Origin of the sequence: Micromonospora sp. NBRC 101691 (genome assembly GCF_030269285.1) — a bacterium.
Taxonomy (GTDB): domain Bacteria; phylum Actinomycetota; class Actinomycetes; order Mycobacteriales; family Micromonosporaceae; genus Micromonospora; species Micromonospora echinospora.
In genome coordinates, this window is record NZ_BSTB01000013.1 from 89,865 (window position 1) to 105,592 (window position 15,728).

10 protein-coding genes are annotated in these 15,728 nt (G+C 73.9%); 8 read left to right on the plus strand and 2 right to left on the minus strand.

Annotated elements, in window-relative coordinates; all coding sequences use genetic code 11:
- Window positions 1-21 precede the first annotated feature (21 nt).
- The 4 genes from QSK20_RS20095 to QSK20_RS20110 are packed head-to-tail and all read left to right on the plus strand — an operon-like array spanning window position 22 to window position 9,798.
- The gene (locus tag QSK20_RS20095; protein ID WP_285790135.1) at window positions 22-966 is read left to right on the plus strand and encodes a TauD/TfdA family dioxygenase; all 945 of its coding nucleotides are present in this window, start codon (window positions 22-24) and stop codon (window positions 964-966) included.
- Window positions 966-1,154, plus strand: a complete 189-nt coding sequence (locus tag QSK20_RS20100; RefSeq protein ID WP_285790136.1) for an MbtH family protein — start codon at window positions 966-968, stop codon at window positions 1,152-1,154. Before QSK20_RS20095 ends, QSK20_RS20100 begins: the two co-directional genes overlap by 1 nt.
- Window positions 1,151-4,291, plus strand: a complete 3,141-nt coding sequence (locus QSK20_RS20105; protein WP_285790137.1) for a non-ribosomal peptide synthetase — start codon at window positions 1,151-1,153, stop codon at window positions 4,289-4,291. Before QSK20_RS20100 ends, QSK20_RS20105 begins: the two co-directional genes overlap by 4 nt.
- Complete coding sequence (locus QSK20_RS20110) at window positions 4,288-9,798, plus strand: non-ribosomal peptide synthetase/MFS transporter (protein ID WP_285790138.1); 5,511 nt, start codon at window positions 4,288-4,290, stop codon at window positions 9,796-9,798. Before QSK20_RS20105 ends, QSK20_RS20110 begins: the two co-directional genes overlap by 4 nt.
- A gap of 70 nt (window positions 9,799-9,868) precedes the next feature.
- Here the strand turns inward: QSK20_RS20110 and QSK20_RS20115 are convergent, their stop codons facing one another.
- Complete coding sequence (locus QSK20_RS20115; protein ID WP_285790139.1) at window positions 9,869-10,546, minus strand: GGDEF domain-containing protein; 678 nt, start codon at window positions 10,544-10,546, stop codon at window positions 9,869-9,871.
- Window positions 10,547-10,815: 269 nt separating this feature from the next.
- Between QSK20_RS20115 and QSK20_RS20120 the strand changes: the two genes are divergently transcribed.
- The 4 genes from QSK20_RS20120 to QSK20_RS20135 all read left to right on the plus strand — a co-directional run bounded on the left by QSK20_RS20120 (window position 10,816) and on the right by QSK20_RS20135 (window position 14,786).
- On the plus strand, window positions 10,816-11,055 hold the full coding sequence (locus QSK20_RS20120; RefSeq protein WP_285790140.1) for a DUF397 domain-containing protein: 240 nt from the start codon (window positions 10,816-10,818) through the stop codon (window positions 11,053-11,055).
- Between the two features lie 127 nt (window positions 11,056-11,182).
- On the plus strand, window positions 11,183-12,070 hold the full coding sequence (locus tag QSK20_RS20125) for a Sco1979 family transcriptional regulator (protein WP_285790141.1): 888 nt from the start codon (window positions 11,183-11,185) through the stop codon (window positions 12,068-12,070).
- Window positions 12,071-12,188: 118 nt separating this feature from the next.
- Window positions 12,189-13,034: an SAM-dependent methyltransferase gene (locus QSK20_RS20130; RefSeq protein ID WP_285790142.1), complete on the plus strand. Its 846-nt coding sequence runs from the start codon at window positions 12,189-12,191 to the stop codon at window positions 13,032-13,034.
- 135 nt (window positions 13,035-13,169) lie between these two features.
- Window positions 13,170-14,786, plus strand: a complete 1,617-nt coding sequence (locus tag QSK20_RS20135; protein WP_285790143.1) for a protein kinase domain-containing protein — start codon at window positions 13,170-13,172, stop codon at window positions 14,784-14,786.
- Between the two features lie 12 nt (window positions 14,787-14,798).
- Here QSK20_RS20135 and QSK20_RS20140 read toward each other — a convergent pair whose 3' ends face one another.
- The gene (locus QSK20_RS20140) at window positions 14,799-15,692 is read right to left on the minus strand and encodes an MOSC domain-containing protein (protein WP_285790144.1); all 894 of its coding nucleotides are present in this window, start codon (window positions 15,690-15,692) and stop codon (window positions 14,799-14,801) included.
- Window positions 15,693-15,728: the final 36 nt, after the last annotated feature.

A 15,728-nucleotide genomic window follows, 5' to 3' on the forward strand; every position in this document is an offset into this window, starting at 1 on the left:
GCGGAAAGGAGACCAGAGCACATGAGCGACACGATCGCCACGTTGCCGGTGGTCGTCGAGAACGACGGCACCCCGCTCACCGACCTGATCGACCGACGCCGGGCGGAGCTGCGGGCGACCCTGGTCGAGCACGGTGGACTGCTGTTCCGTGGCTTCGACGTCGGCGGGGTGGACGGGTTCGACCGGGTGGTCCGGGCGCTGGCCGGCGAACCGCTGACCTACACCGAACGCTCCTCGCCCCGGCACGCCATCGCCGGGAGGGTCTACACCTCCACCGACTACCCGCAGGACGAGGAGATCTTCCTGCACAACGAGAACTCGTACCAGGCCCGTTGGCCGCTGACGTTGTTCTTCTACTGCATCACCCCGCCGGAGACCCTCGGCGCGACGCCGCTGGCCGACGTGCGCCGGGTCTACGACAACATCGACCCGGCGGTACGGGAGGAGTTCGTCCGGCGGCGGTGGATGCTGGTCCGCAACTTCCACGCCGACTTCGGCACCTCCTGGCAGCACGTGTTCGACACCGACGACCGGGCCGTGGTGGAGGCGTACGCGGCGGCCAACCGGATCGAGCTGGAATGGATCGGGGCCGACGGGCTGCGTACCCGGTCGGTGCGGGACGCGGTGCACCACCGGCCCGGCTCGGACGCGCCCCGTTGGTTCAACCACGCCACCTTCTTCCACGTCAGCACGCTCGCCAAGGATCTCCAGGAGGGGCTGCGGGAACTCTTCGGCTCCGAGGGGCTCCCCGCGAACACCTACTACGGCGACGGGGCGGAGATCCCCACCGATGTCATGGACCACCTGCGCGACGCGTATCGTGCCGCCAGCGTCCGTTTCGACTACCAGCGCGACGACGTGCTGGTGGTGGACAACATGACCGCCGCGCACGGCCGTGAGCCGTTCACCGGCCCCCGCAAGATCGCAGTCGCCATGGCCGAACCGCACACCCCTGGAGAGAAGTGATGTCCGACAGCCGTTTCCTGGTCGTGCGCAACGACGAGGAGCAGTACTCGATCTGGGCGGCCGACCGGGAGCTCCCCGCCGGCTGGCACGACGCCGGCTTCGCCGGCACCCGGGAGGAGTGCCTCGCCCACATCGACACGGTCTGGACGGACATGCGTCCCCGTTCGGTGCGTGAGGCGCTGTCGTGACGGCGAAGGAGTGGAGCTTCCCGGCGTCGTACGCCCAGGAACGGGTGTGGATCGCCAACCAGCTCGACGCCGGCTCCCCGGTCTACAACGTCTCCCTGCTGTGGACGTTCCCGGAGGGGATCACCGCCGGGCAGGCCAGCGCGGTGTTCGGCGCGGTGGTGGCCCGGCACGAGGCGCTCCGCACCCACCTGCGGGCCGACGACGGGACGCTGACCCAGGTCGTCCGCGCCGCGGAGCCGGTCGACCTGGACGTCGTGGACCTGCGGGACCTGCCGGAGGCGCAGCGGCGTCCCCGCTTCGACGACCTCCTCGCCGAGCTGGCCCGGACCCCGATCCCGCTGGACGCCGCCCCGCTGTGGCGGGCCCGGCTGGTCCGGATGGACGACCGGCGGGTGGTCCTCCAGGGCGCGGTGCACCACGCGGTCTTCGACAGCCGTTCGGCGGTGATCCTCACCGAGGAGATGGCCGTGCTGGCCCGGGCCGCGCTCGGTGGCACCACCGTGGACCTGCCCGAGCTGACCATCCAGTACGCCGACTTCGCGGTCTGGCAGCGCGAGCAGCTCACCGACGCGGAACTGGACCGGCAGCTCGCCTTCTGGCGGGAGCGGCTGGCCGGCGCCCCGGCGGCGACCACCCTGCCGCTGGACCGGCCCCGCCCGGCCGAGCTGGGCTACGCCGGGGACGAGGTGCGCTTCACCCTGCCCGACGGGCTGCTGGACCGGGTCGGACGGCTCGCCGTCGGGTCGACCGCCACCCCGTACATGGTGCTGCTCGCCGCGTTCACCGCCCTGCTGCACCGCATCTCCGGCGATCACGACCTGGTCGTCGGGGTCTCCACCGCCGGCCGGGACAATCCCGAACTGGCCCCGCTGATCGGCATGTTCGTCAACCCGGCCGCGCTGCGCTGCGACCTGACCGGCGACCCGACCTTCACCGAGCTGGTCGCCCGGACCCGGGACGCGCTGGTCGACGCGATGGAGCACGGCGCGACGCCGTTCCAGCGGATCGTCGAGGCGGTCGCCCCGCAGCGGGACCCGTCGGTGCAGCCGGTCTTCCAGACCGCGTTCAACTTCATCCCGGACTCCGGGCTGGACCCGGTCGCCCTCGGCACCACCAAGGACGACCTGGCCTTCGACATCACCACCACGACCAGCCGGCTGCTCTACCGCACCGCGCTGTTCGACCGGTCCACCGCCGAGGCGGTGGTGGCCCGCTACGTCCGGCTGCTCGACGCCGCCGTGGCCGAGCCGGCCACCCGGGTCTCCGCCCTGCCGCTGCTCGACGACGCCGAGCGGGAGCGCGTGCTGCGCACCTGGAACGACACCGCCCGGGACGTCCCGGAGTCCACCGTGGTCGCCGAGGTCGAGCGGCAGGTCGCCGCCACCCCGGACGCCACCGCGCTGGTCGCCGACGGGGTGTCGCTGACCTACGCCGACCTGAACGCCCGCGCCAACCGGCTGGCCCGGGTGCTGGTGGGCCGGGGCGTCGGCCCGGGTGACCTGGTCGCCCTGGCGCTGCCCCGCTCGGCGGAGCTGCTGGTGGCGATCCTCGCCGTGCTCAAGTCCGGCGCGGCGTACCTGCCGGTGGACACCGCGTATCCGGCCGGGCGGATCGAGTACCTGCTGACCGACGCCGCCCCGGCGCTGGTGCTAGCCACGGCCGACACCGCCGCGCTCGTCCCGGCCGCCGCGCTGGTCCTCGACGGGGCGCTGACCGGCGACGGGGACGCCGCCGACCTCACCGCCGCCGACCTCACCGACGCCGAGCGGACCGGGCCGCTGCGCCCCGCCCACCCGGCGTACGTGCTCTACACCTCCGGCTCCACCGGCCGCCCCAAGGGCGTGGTGGTGGAGCACCGGGCCGTGCACGCGTACCTGGCGTGGGCCCGGGACACCTACCCGGGGCTGGCCGGCACCGCGCTGCTGCACTCGCCGGTCTCCTTCGACCTGACCGTGACCGGACTGCTCGGCCCGCTCACCGCGGGCGGCACGGTCCGGCTGGCCGCCATCGACGAGGCCGCCGCCCGCGCCGGCGGACCGCCGGCCTTCCTCAAGGTCACCCCGAGCCACCTGCCGCTGCTCGACGCCGCCCTGTCGCCCACCGCCGACCTGGTGATCGGGGGCGAGGCGCTCACCGGCGAGCAGCTCGCCGCCTGGCGGGCCGACCACCCCGGCGTCGCCGTGGTCAACGAGTACGGCCCGACCGAGGCCACCGTGGGGTGCGTGGCGGCCCGGATCGCCCCCGGCGAGGCGGTGCCGGCCGGACCGGTGCCGATCGGCCGGCCCACCTGGAACATGCGCGCCTACCTGCTCGACGCGGCGTTGAACCCGGTGCCGCCCGGCGTGGTCGGCGAGCTGTACGTCGCCGGGGTCCAGCTTGCCCGGGGCTACCTGCGCCGGCCGGGCCTGACCGCCGAGCGCTTCCTGCCCTGCCCGTACGGGGCACCGGGGGAGCGGATGTACCACACCGGTGACCTGGCCCGCTGGCGCGCCGACGGGACCCTGGAGTATCTGGGCCGCCGCGACCAGCAGGTCAAGGTGCGGGGCATGCGGATCGAGCTGGGCGAGATCGAGTCGACCCTGCTCGCCCAGCCGGGTGTCCGGGAGGCGGTGGTCGCCGTGCGTACCGACTCGGGCGAGCCGGCCCTGGTCGCGTACCTGGTCGGCACCGCCGCCGAGGCGGACGTGGCGGCCGAGGCGGCCCGGCAGCTCCCCGCGCACCTGGTGCCGGCGGCGTTCGTCCGCCTCGACGCGCTGCCGCTGACCCCGAACGGCAAGCTGGACACCGCCGCGCTGCCCGCTCCGACGGCACCGGCCGCCGGAGGAACCCACGTGGCTCCGCGCACGGACGCGGAGGCGCTGGTCGCCGAGGTCTTCGCCGACATCCTCGGGGTGGAGCGGGTCGGCGCGTACGACGACTTCTTCGCCCTCGGCGGCAACTCGCTGCGCGGCATGCGGGCGATGTCCCGGATCCGCGCCGAGGTCGACGTGGACCTGCCGATGCGCGCGCTGTTCAGCACCCCGGTGGTCGCCGACCTGGCCACCCAGATCGAGGCGCTGATCGCCGCCGAGGTCGACGAGCTCTCCGCAGACGAGGTCGCCGCGCTGCTCGCGGCGGAAGAGGGAAGCCGCACATGACAGACCTGAAGGACGCCGCGACACGGGACGCCGCCCGGGCGGCGCTCATCGCGTCCCGGCTCCGTAAGCGTCGTGCCGCCCCGGCGGCCGGGATCACCCCCCGGCCGCCGGAGGCGACGGTGCCGCTGTCGTACGCCCAGGAGCGGGTCTGGTTCATGGACCAGCTCGCCCCGGGCGAGGCGGCCTACCACATCGCCGTGCCGCTGCGGGTGCGCGGCCCGCTCGACGTGGCGGCCCTGCGCGCCGCGCTGGACGCGCTCACCGACCGGCACGAGTCGCTGCGCACCCGCTTCCCGGCCGACGCCGACGGCCGCCCGACGGTGGTGGTCGCCGACCACGTCGAGGCGCCGTTGACCGTCGTGGACGCCCCGGACGAGGCCACCGCGCAGGTGCTCGTCGACCGGGCCGCCACCGAGCCGTTCGACCTGGCGGAGGGACCCCTGCTGCGGGCCCTGCTGATCCGGCTGGCCGACGACGACCACGTGCTCTTCCTCGGCAAGCACCACATCGTCGGCGACGGCTGGTCGGTCGACGTGCTGCTGCGCGACCTGATCACCCTCTACCGGGGCGGTGAGCTGCCCACCCTGCCCGTCCAGTACGGCGACTTCGCGGTCTGGGAGGCCGGGCAGCTCGACGGCCCCCGGGCGCGCGGGCACCTGGACTACTGGAAGGAGCGGCTGGCCGGGATCACCCCGTTGGAGCTGCCGCTGGACCTGCCCCGCCCGGCCACCCAGACCTACCACGGCGACTTCGTGGAGTTCACCGTCGACCGGGAGGTCACCGACGCGCTGAACGCGCTGACCCGGGACGCGGGCGGCACCCTGTTCATGACGCTGCTCGCGGCGTACCAGGTCTTCCTGGCCCGGCACGCCGGCCAGGACGACTTCGCCGTCGGCGCCTCGGTGGCCGGCCGCTCCGCCCCGGAGCTGGAGGACGTGGTCGGCATGTTCATCAACATGCTGCCGCTCCGCGCCGAACTGGCCGGCGACCCCACCTTCACCGAGCTGCTGGACCGCACCCGACGGGGCGTGCTCGACGGCTTCGAGCACGCCGAGGTGCCGTTCGCCCGGGTGGTGCAGGAGATGGGCCTGCCCCGGGACGTCAGCCGTTCCCCGGTGTTCCAGTCGATGTTCGTGCTTCAGAACTACGAGATGGGCCGCTTCCGGTCCGCCTCGGAGGCGAGCGAGGTCAGCTTCGAGTGGCAGCCGATGGAGCTGCGTGCCACCCGGTTCGACTTCGAGCTGCACGTGGTGGAGGTCGAGTCCGGGCTCTGGGGGAAGCTGGTCTTCAACACCGACCTGTTCACCCGGGCCACCGTGGAGCGGATGGCCGTTCGGTTCACCACCCTGCTCCGGTCGGTGGTGACCGCGCCCGACCGGCGGATCTCCGCCCTGGAACTGACCACCGCCGCCGAGCGGGCCCTGGTCGCCGGCTGGAACGGCACCGCCGCCGACTTCCCCACCACGGCCACCCTGCACGGCCTGGTCGAGGCGCAGGTCGCCCGCACCCCGTCCGCCCCGGCGGTGACCTTCGACGGCCGCACCTGGTCGTACGCCGAGCTGAACGCGGCGGCCAACCGGATCGCCCACCGGCTGCGCGCCGCTGGCGTCGGCCCGGAGACCCTGGTCGGGGTCTGCGCGGAACGCTCCTTCGAACTGGTCGCCGGGCTGCTCGGCGTGCTCAAGGCCGGCGGGGCGTACCTCCCCCTCGACCCGGAGTACCCGGCCGACCGGCTGGCCTTCATGGTCACCGACGCGGACGCCCCGGTGGTGCTGGTCCAGGAGCACCTGCGCGACGTGCTGCCGGCCACCGCCGCCACCGTCCTCGCCCTCGACGACGAAGGCGTCTGGGCCGACCAGCCCACCGACGACCCGACGCCCACCGCCGGCCCCGGCACCCTCGCGTACGTCATCTACACCTCCGGCTCCACCGGCCGTCCGAAGGGCGTGCCGAACACCCACCGGGGCATCGTCAACCGGCTCGACTGGATGCAGGGGACGTACCGCCTCGGCGGCGACGACGCGGTGCTCCAGAAGACCCCGGCCAGCTTCGACGTGTCGGTGTGGGAGTTCTTCTGGCCGTTGCAGACCGGCGCGCGGTTGGTGCTCGCCAAGCCGGGCGGGCACAAGGACGCCGGCTACCTGCGCGACCTGCTGGTCGCCGAGCGGGTCACCACCGCCCACTTCGTCCCGTCGATGCTGACCGTCTTCCTCGCCGAGGACGGCGTCGAGGCGGCCACCGCGCTGCGCCGGGTGATCTGCTCCGGCGAGGAACTGCCACTGGCCGCGGCCGTCGAGTTCACCACCCGGCTGCCCCGGTGCGGCCTGCACAACCTGTACGGCCCCACCGAGGCGGCCATCGACGTCAGCGCCTGGCCCTGCGAGCCGTCCGCGCTGGCCGGACTGACCAGCGTGCCGATCGGCGCCCCGATCGCCAACCTGCGGCTGCACGTGCTCGACCCGGCCGGCGCCGAGTGCCCGGTCGGGGTGGCCGGTGAGCTGCACATCGGGGGGGTGGGGCTGGCCCGGGGCTACCACCGGCGGCCGGCGCTGACCGCCGAGAAGTTCGTGCCCGACCCCTTCTCCGGCGAGCCCGGCGCCCGGCTCTACCGCACCGGCGACCTGGCCCGCTGGCGGGCCCAGCCGGACGGCAGCGGGGTGATCGAGTTCCTCGGCCGGATCGACCACCAGGTCAAGCTGCGCGGCCTGCGGATCGAACTGGGCGAGATCGAGAGCGCGCTGCGCGACCAGCCGGGGGTGGCCGAGGCGGCGGTGATCGTCCGGGAGGACACCCCGGGCGACAAGCGACTGGTCGGCTACCTGGTCGGCACGGCCGAACCGGCGGCGCTGAAGACGGCGCTCAAGGAGGGCCTGCCCGAGTACATGGTGCCGAACGCCTTCGTCACCCTGGACGCCCTGCCACTGAGCCCCAACGGCAAGCTGGACCGCAAGGCGCTGCCCGCGCCGGTGGTCAGCCGGGAGGCGTCGGTCGCGCTGGTCGAGCCGCGTGACGACACCGAACGACTGCTCGCCGGCATCTGGTCGGAGGTGCTCGGCGTCCCCACGCTCGGCATCGACGACGACTTCTTCGACCTGGGCGGGCACTCCATGCTCGCCACCCAGGTGGTCGCGAAGATCCGCAAGGCGGACCTGGACACCCGTCCGGTCGGCGTGATGGACCTGTTCCAGAAGCGCACCATCCGGGACCTGGCCGGCTTCATGACCGGCGGCGCGGAGGCCGACGGCCCACGTCGGCTGCTCTACGAGCTGACCAAACCGATCCCGGCCGCCCAGCGGACCCTCACCTACGTCTGCGTCCCGTACGGCGGCGGCAGCGCCATCGTCTACCAGCCGCTCGCCGACGCCCTGCCGGCCGGACACGCGCTCTGGTCCCTGGCGATCCCCGGGCACGACGTCGGACTGGACGAGGCGGCGCTGCCCTTCGACGAGCTGACCACCCGGGTCGCCGAGGAGATCCTGGAACGGATCGAGGGACCGGTCGCCCTGTACGGCCACTGCGGCGTGGGCAGCGCCATCGTCGCCGACGTGGCCCGCAAGGTCGAGGCGGCCGGGCGGGAGCTGGCGGCCCTCTACATCGGGGCGATGTTCCCGTTCGCCCGTCCGAAGGGCCCGCTCGCCCGGCTGCGCAACCGGCTGGAGAAGCTGCGCAGCAACCGGCACTACGCGAGCTGGCTCAAGTCGATGGGCGTGGACACCGACGAGCTGGAGCCGGAGCAGGCCGACCGGATCCTGAGCAACATGCGGGCCGACTCGCGCGCCTCGGAGGAGTACTTCACCGGACTGCTCGACCGGCGGGCGGCGAAGCTGCGCGTCCCCATCGTGTCGGTGGTCGGCTCCGAGGACCCGGTGACCGACTACTACACCGAGCGGTACGCCGAGTGGCAGTTCCTCAGCGACACCCTCGGTCTGGTCGTGCTGGACCAGGCCGGGCACTTCTTCCTCAAGTACCGGGCCGACGAGCTGGCCGAGGTGGTCACCACCACGCACCGGGCGATGGCCGCCGGGGACACCCGGGCCCTGGAGCCCGCCGCCCAGGGTGAGGACGCCGCCTGGACGCTGCGCGACTGGCAGCGGGTCGGGGTGGACGACCGGCCGGAGGAGGACGTGGTCCGGCCGAGCATGGCCCGGTTCCTGGCGGTCACCGTCGGGCAGGTCGTCTCCACCACCGGCAGCGCGCTGACCGCGTTCGCGCTGCCGATCTGGCTGTTCACCGAGACCGGTTCGGTGACCAACCTCGGGCTGCTCTGGGCCCTCGCCCTGCTCTGCGGGGTGCTGGTGCTGCCGGTGGCCGGCGCGATCACCGACCGGATCAACCGCCGCCGGATCATGATGATCGCCAGCTCCTCGGCGGGCGCGGTGCAGGTGGTGCTGGCCGCCCTGCTCTGGAGCGGCAACCTCGTCCTCTGGCACATCTACCTGCTGGTGGCGCTCAGTCAGGTGGCCTCGGCGTTCCAGCGGATCGCGTACCAGTCGTCGGTGCCGCAGCTGGTGCCGAAGCGCTACCTGGGACACGCGATGGGCGTCGTGCAGCTCTCCAACGGCTTCGCGCTGCTGATGATGCCGGTCTTCGCCGCCGGCCTGCTCGCCGCGATCGAGCTGAAGGGCATCCTGCTGATCGACGTGGCCAGCTACGTGGTGGCGGTGGCGACGTTGGCCGTGGTCCGCTTCCCGGACCTGCTCGGCTGGCGTCCCCGGGAGCGGCTGCTCACCGCCATCGCCAACGGTCTGCGCTACTCGTGGAACCACCGGGGCTTCCGACTGATGCTCGGCTACTTCGCGCTGGGCAACATCTTCCTGGCCCCGGCGCTGGTGCTGATCACCCCGCTGGTGCTGTCGTTCGCCACCGCCACCGAGGTCGCCCAGGTGGCCCTCGCCGAGGCGCTCGGCGGCATCGCCGGCGGCGTGCTGATGTCGCTCTGGGGCGGCCCCCGGCGTCGCCGGATGATCGGCGTGCTGGTCGGCAACCTCGGCACCGCCGTCGGCTGCGTGCTCATCGGACTGGACGCCTCGGTGGTGATGATCGCGGTGGGGGCGTTCTGGCTGGCCATGTCGATGACCACCGCGCAGAGCATCTACGCCACCATCGTCCAGGTGAAGGTGCCGCAGCGGTACCACGGCCGGGTGTTCAGCCTGAACCAGACCATCTCCTGGTCGACCCTGCCGATCGGTTTCGCGCTGGTGGCCCCCACCGCGACCGCCTGGTTCGGGCCGATGCTCGCCCCGGACGGCGCGCTCGCCGGCTCGGTGGGCGCGGTGATCGGCACCGGCGAGGGCCGGGGCATCGCCTTCACCTACGTGGTCTGCGGGGCGGCGCTGGTCCTGGTGACCCTGGGCGGGTTCGCCATCCGCCTGCTGCGTCGCTTCGACACCGAGGTCGAGGACTCGCTGCCGGACGACCTGATCGGCGCGCAGGAGCGGGAACGCCGCCGCGCCGAGCGGCTTCGTGCGGCGGAGCAGGAGGAGGAACGGGTGCCGGTCGCCGTCTAGGCGGCGGCGCGACGAACCCCCGGCACGCGAGCGGCGTGCCGGGGGTTCTTCTCGTCGCGGCGTGCCCCGGTCAGTGGTGGACGGTCATCGGGTCGTCGCGGTGGCTCTCGACGTGGTGGGTGTCGACCAGTTGCCGGGTCTGCCGGGTCGCGCCGAGGCTCTTGGCCCGGTACATCGCGGCGTCGGCCCGGCAGAGCGCGTCGGCGAGCTGGGCCGGACCGCGTACCGGGGCCAGACCGACCGAGACGGTGACCCGCAGGCTGACCGTCCCGTGCTCGATCGGCGCGGCGAGCGCGTCCCCGAGCCGGTGGGCGGTGTGCTCCATCCAGCGGTGGTCCACAGTGGGGCTGGCCAGCAGGCCGGCGAACTCGTCGCCGCCGAGACGGGCCACCAGGTTGTCCCCGGCGAAGGCCGCGAAACGTGCCGCGACACTGATCAGCACCTGGTCGCCCGCGGCGTGCCCGTACCGGTCGTTGACCTGCTTGAAGTTGTCGAGGTCGAGGACGACGGCGATGAGCGGCTTCCCGGCGGCGTTGGTGAGCAGGGCGCCGGCGAGGCGGTAGAAGGCCCGGCGGTTGGGCAGCCCGGTCAGTGGGTCGTGGCTGGCGGCGTGCCGTTCGGCGGTGAGTTCCGCCTGGAGCGTCTCGATCCGCGCCTCGGCGCGGACCGCTCGCTGCCGGAGCTGGAAGCCGGCGGCGACGGCTCCGGCGGCGCAGATGCCGGACACGATGGTGAACGGATCTGGCACCGACGTCCCCCCGTCATCGCGTCGCGGTGCGCCGTGCAGCGGCCCGACACGCCTCTGTGTCAGGCCCCGTTTTTCCTGGTCGCACCCCAGGTTCGGGTAACTGAAAGTGAACGGTTGGGTACCGCTCACGTGCGATATCATGCTCGCTGTCCAATGCAGATGCAATAGCAGATGCACGTGCATCTGCTGACGAGTTGATATTTCGCGCACCCTTCGTCGTCGTCCCGCTGCACGCGGTGTCGGACGGCCAACCGAACGAGAGACGCCCCATGCAGCAGCCACAGAACGGCGTTCCCACCAGTGACCTGCCCCCGCTGAAGTGGCAGAAGAGCCGCCGGAGCAACCCCAGCGGCAACTGTGTCGAGTTGGCCGAGTTGCCGGGTGGGGCCGGGATCGCGATGCGCAACTCGCGTCATCCCGACGGTCCGGCGCTGATCTACACGGTCGACGAGATCGCCGCCTTCGTGCTCGGCGCCCGGGACGGGGACTTCGACCATCTGATCACCTGAGGGTGTCCCGGCAACGCCGACACGGAGCCCTCCGGCCGACTACGCCTGACTCTGGGTTCATGGCATGCTTACACGTCAGCCGGTCGGGGGCGTCCGGCTGGAACAGTGGGCACGCGGAGGTCGCTACGTGACGACGGGTCCAGCCGAGGGCGGTCCGACGACGGGGCCGACGGTACTGCGCATGCTGCTCGGCGGGCAGCTCCGTCGGTTGCGCGAGGCCAGCGGGGTCACCCGGGAGGGGGCCGGCTGGGAGATCCGCGCCTCCGAATCCAAGATCAGCCGGATGGAGCTGGGGCGGGTCGGCTTCAAGGAGCGCGACGTCGCCGACCTGCTCACCCTCTACGGCGTGGCCGAGCCGGGGGAGCGGGAGGCGCTGCTCAAACTGGCCCGCGACGCCAACAACCCCGGCTGGTGGCACCGCTACGGCGACGTCCTGCCCGGCTGGTTCCAGTCGTACCTCGGCCTGGAGGCCGCGGCGGCCCTGATCCGCAGCTACGAGGTCCAGTTCGTCCCCGGCCTGCTCCAGACCCGCGAGTACGCCCGCGCGGTGGTCATGCTCGGGCACGGCGCGGCCGGCGCGGCCGAGATCGACCGCCGGGTCGGCCTGCGCATGCAGCGCCAACGACTGCTGGACCGCCCGGACGCGCCGCACCTCTGGGCGGTGGTGGACGAGGCCGTCCTGCGTCGGCCGATCGGCGGCCCGGAGGTCATGCGCGGCCAGATCGCCGCGCTCGTCGAGGCGACCAAGGCGCCGAACATCCGACTCCAGATCGTGCCCTTCGACGCCGGTGGGCACGCTGCGGCGGGCGGAGCCTTCACCATCCTGCGCTTCGGCGACCAGGACCTGCCCGACATCGTCTACATCGAGCAACTCACCAGCGCGCTCTACCTCGACAAGCGGGACGACGTCGACCACTACGCCGCCGCGATGGAGCGGCTCTGTGTGGAGGCCGAACCGCCGGAGCGGACCCCGGACATCCTCGCCCGGATCCTCGACGACCTGCACCGGGCATGACCGGCACGGCGTCGTCCGGGCAGGTCGGCGCAGCAACTACGATGGATCGTGACCGGAGACAGTGGACGGTCACGCCGAGGCTGAGCGCGCCCACCAGGTCGGCGCGGTACGTGGAGCCATGGAGGCAGTCGTGACCAGCGGGTTCTCCGGACCGGCCCCCCGCAGTGCCCGGATCGACACGTCGGTGGCCCACCCGGCCCGCCGGTACAACTACTGGCTCGGCGGCAAGGACAACTTCCAGGCCGACCGGGATTCCGGCGACGCCTGGGCCGCCGCGTTCCCCACCGTGCGCACCAGCGCCCGGGAGAACCGCCGCTTCCTCCAGCGGGCGGTGGCCCACCTGGCCCGGGAGGCCGGCATCCGGCAGTTCCTGGACATCGGCACCGGCATCCCCACCGCCGACAACACCCACGAGGTCGCCCAGTCGGTCGCCCCGGAGTGCCGGGTCGTCTACGTCGACAACGACCCGATCGTGCTGGCGCACGCGCGTGCCCTGCTCACCAGCACCCCCGAGGGGGCGACCGCCTACCTCGACGCCGACCTGCGCGAGCCGGAGCGCATCCTCGCCCACCCCGACCTGCGCCGCACCCTCGACCCGACCCGACCGGTCGCCCTGATGCTGGTGGCGGTCCTGCACTTCGTCCCCGACGACGAGGACCCGTACGGCGCGGTCGCGCGGCTGCTGGACGCGTTGCCCGCCGGCAGCCACCTCGTCGCCTCCCACGCCACCGGCGACCACCTGCCCGCGCTGCCGCCCCGTCCGTCCGGCGCGCGGCACGACGGCGACCCGAACGGCCTGGTCGTCCTGCGCGACCGGACGGAGTTCGCCCGCTTCTTCACCGGCCTGGACTTGATCGAACCGGGTGTCTCGTCGGTGGCCGAGTGGCGGGCCGAGCACGAGCCGCAGCCCCGTCCCACCGCGGCCGAGGTCAGCATGCACGCCGCGGTCGGCCGGAAGCCCTGACCCACGCCCCCGCGACGGCCGTCCGGCCGTCGACCCCGGAGTCCCGCCCACGCCCGTCCGCCCCGGAGAGCCCGCACCGGCCGCCGGCCGGGGGCGGGTGGTGTCGACGCTCCGGGGAGGGCAGACTGGAGCATCATGTCGCCGCCGTTCACTCCCGGCCTCCGGCTGCACGACCGGTTCGTCCTGCGCGCGCGCATCGGCCTCGGCGGGATGTCCGAGGTCTGGCGCGCCGACGACGAGGTGCTGCACCGTCCGGTCGCGGTCAAGGCCCTCGCCGGCCAGCTCGCCGCCGACCCGGAGCTGCGCGCCACCATCGGGCGCGAGGCCCGCGCGGCGGCCCGGCTGACCCACCCCCACGTCACCCAGGTCTACGACTACGGCGAGGCGACCCTCGCCGGCGGCGTCGTGGTGCCGTACCTGGTGATGGAACTCGTCGAGGGGGAGAACCTCGCCGACCGGCTGGACCGTGGTCCGCTCGCCTGGCCCGACGCCGTCCGTCTCGGCGGGCAGGTCGCCGCCGCCCTCGCCGCCGCGCACCGGATCGGGGTCGTGCACCACGACGTCAAACCCGGCAACGTCATGCTCACCGAGACCGGCGCGAAGGTCCTGGACTTCGGCATCGCCGCGCTCGCCGGGCCGCGTCCCCCGATCGCCGGGCGGGGGGCGGGGGAACCGTTGATGGGTACCCCTGCCTACCTCGCCCCGGAACGGCTCGCCGCCGGCGCCCCCGACCCGGCCAGCGACGTCTACGCGCTCGGCGCGCTGCTCTACCGGACGCTCACCGGCCGCGCGCCGTTGCCGGTGCGGACCTGGGAGGACGCCTGGGCGGTGCACGGCCGGGGCACCCCGGTGCCGCCGCTGGGCATCCCCGAGCTGCCCGCCGACGTCGACCGCCTGGTGATGGCCTGCCTGGCCGCCGACCCGGCCCGTCGCCCCGCCGCCGCCGATGTCGCCACCCGGCTGGGCACGGGCCGCCCCGAGCACCCGCCCACCACGATCCTGCCCACCCTGTCGTCCCCGTCCGCTTCCGTCGCGCCGGCCCCGACGCTCGTCGCGGGTCCGCGTACCCCCGCCGACCGGACGCTCGTCGGGCCGGGACCGACGCCCGGCTGGTCCGCGCCGTCCCCCGGCGACCGGACGCTCGTCGGTCCTGGACCGACGCCCGGCTGGTCCGTGCCGCCCACCGCCGATCCGACCCGGGTGGCGCCCCGGCCCCCGGGCACGGTGCCGCGCCCCCGGTCGAACCGCGGCGTCGGGGTTCTGGTCGCGGCCGGGCTCGCGCTGCTCGTCGCGCTGCTCGGGGCACGTGCCCTCGGCGAGGACCAGGCCGGCCGGTCCGCCGCGGGTCAGGGCGCCACCGGCGCGCAGGCCGATCCGGCGCCCAGCCCGACGGCGTCCAGCCAGGCACCGCGCACCGCCCGTCCCGCCCCCACCACCGCCCGCCCCCGGCCGACCACCCTGCGGGAGGTGGCCGACCAGTTCGCGGCCGTGATCGACGAGGCGGAGGCGCGCGGCGCGGTCGACGCGCGCACCGCCAAGCAGCTGCGCGACGCGGCGGAGAAGCTCGCCTCCGGCAAACCGAAGGACCGGGCCAAACGGCTCCGGGAACTGCGGGAACGCCTCGGCGAGGCGGCCCAGCGGCAGCAGATCGACGGGGTCACCGTGGCCCGCCTGCTGACCATGCTGGAGGGGTTCGCCGTCACCGGCACCGACGGCGGGGCGGACGACGACGAGGACGAGGACGACGACTGAGTCCGCCGGACGTCAGTCGAGCCGGACGGGATCCCCGGCTTCGATCCGACCGGGGTGGACGACCTGGGCGTACGCGCCGACGCAGGGCAGCGGACCGAGCTGCGGCACCGGGGCGACCCGGTTCAGTCGGGCCGGTACGCGCAACGCGTCCGGCGCGGCGGGCAGGTCGCCGTGGGCCAGGGTCGGCACCGCGCAGCGTGGCGTCGGCGCCATCACCCGGAGCACCAGCTCCGCCCCGACCCGCAGGTGCCGGCCGACCCAGCCGTTCTCGGCGAAGCCCGGAACGCCGGTGGTCCGGAGCACCAGGTTCGGTCGGTACCGGGTGGCGTCGGCCGGCTGCCCGGTGCCGGCCGCCCCGGCGATCCGGTCCAGGGTGGCGGTGGTGACCAGGTGGAGCGGGGCGAAGTCCACGAAGGTCTCGGCGGTGGTTTCCCCGCCGAGCGGTGTCTCGTCGACCGTCACCGGCGCCGTCACGCCGGCCGCGAGGACCTCGTCGGGCCGGGCCCGGTCCAGGGTCGCGCCGGGCGGTACGGTCGCGATCAGCGTGACCGGTGTGCCGAGCAGTGTGCTGAGGACCGCGTCCACGTCGTCCCCGGTGGTGAGTTCCCGTCCGTCCGGCAGGCTGATCCGGACCGGGTCGACGCCGGCGGCGCGGAGGGTCAGCATGGCCCGCCACCGCCGGGGGTGCTTCGCGCTGACCACCCGGCCGGTCGTCAGGTCCCGCAGCGCCAGCCGGCGGTCACCCTCCACCCCGGCCGGGGTGACCCGCGTGTGCGGCAGCGTCTCGCCGAGCATCGACTTGACCGGGTAGCGCCGGATCTCCTCGACGATCACGACCTCGGCCCCGGGCGGGACGACCGGCTCGCGGCGGTCGGGGTGACGGACCCCGGTGGGGTGACGTTCCACGGCACCCGCCCACCGTACCGTCGGGCGGCGGCCCGG

Excerpts from the sequence above, each read along its gene's own strand:
- QSK20_RS20135 (WP_285790143.1), top strand. The coding sequence starts at position 13,170 with ATGTCGCCGCCGTTCACTCCCGGCCTCCGGCTGCACGACCGGTTCGTC.
- QSK20_RS20095 (WP_285790135.1), top strand. The coding sequence starts at position 22 with ATGAGCGACACGATCGCCACGTTGCCGGTGGTCGTCGAGAACGACGGC.
- QSK20_RS20130 (WP_285790142.1), top strand. The coding sequence starts at position 12,189 with ATGGAGGCAGTCGTGACCAGCGGGTTCTCCGGACCGGCCCCCCGCAGT.
- QSK20_RS20100 (WP_285790136.1), top strand. The coding sequence starts at position 966 with ATGTCCGACAGCCGTTTCCTGGTCGTGCGCAACGACGAGGAGCAGTAC.
- QSK20_RS20120 (WP_285790140.1), top strand. The coding sequence starts at position 10,816 with ATGCAGCAGCCACAGAACGGCGTTCCCACCAGTGACCTGCCCCCGCTG.
- QSK20_RS20110 (WP_285790138.1), top strand. The coding sequence starts at position 4,288 with ATGACAGACCTGAAGGACGCCGCGACACGGGACGCCGCCCGGGCGGCG.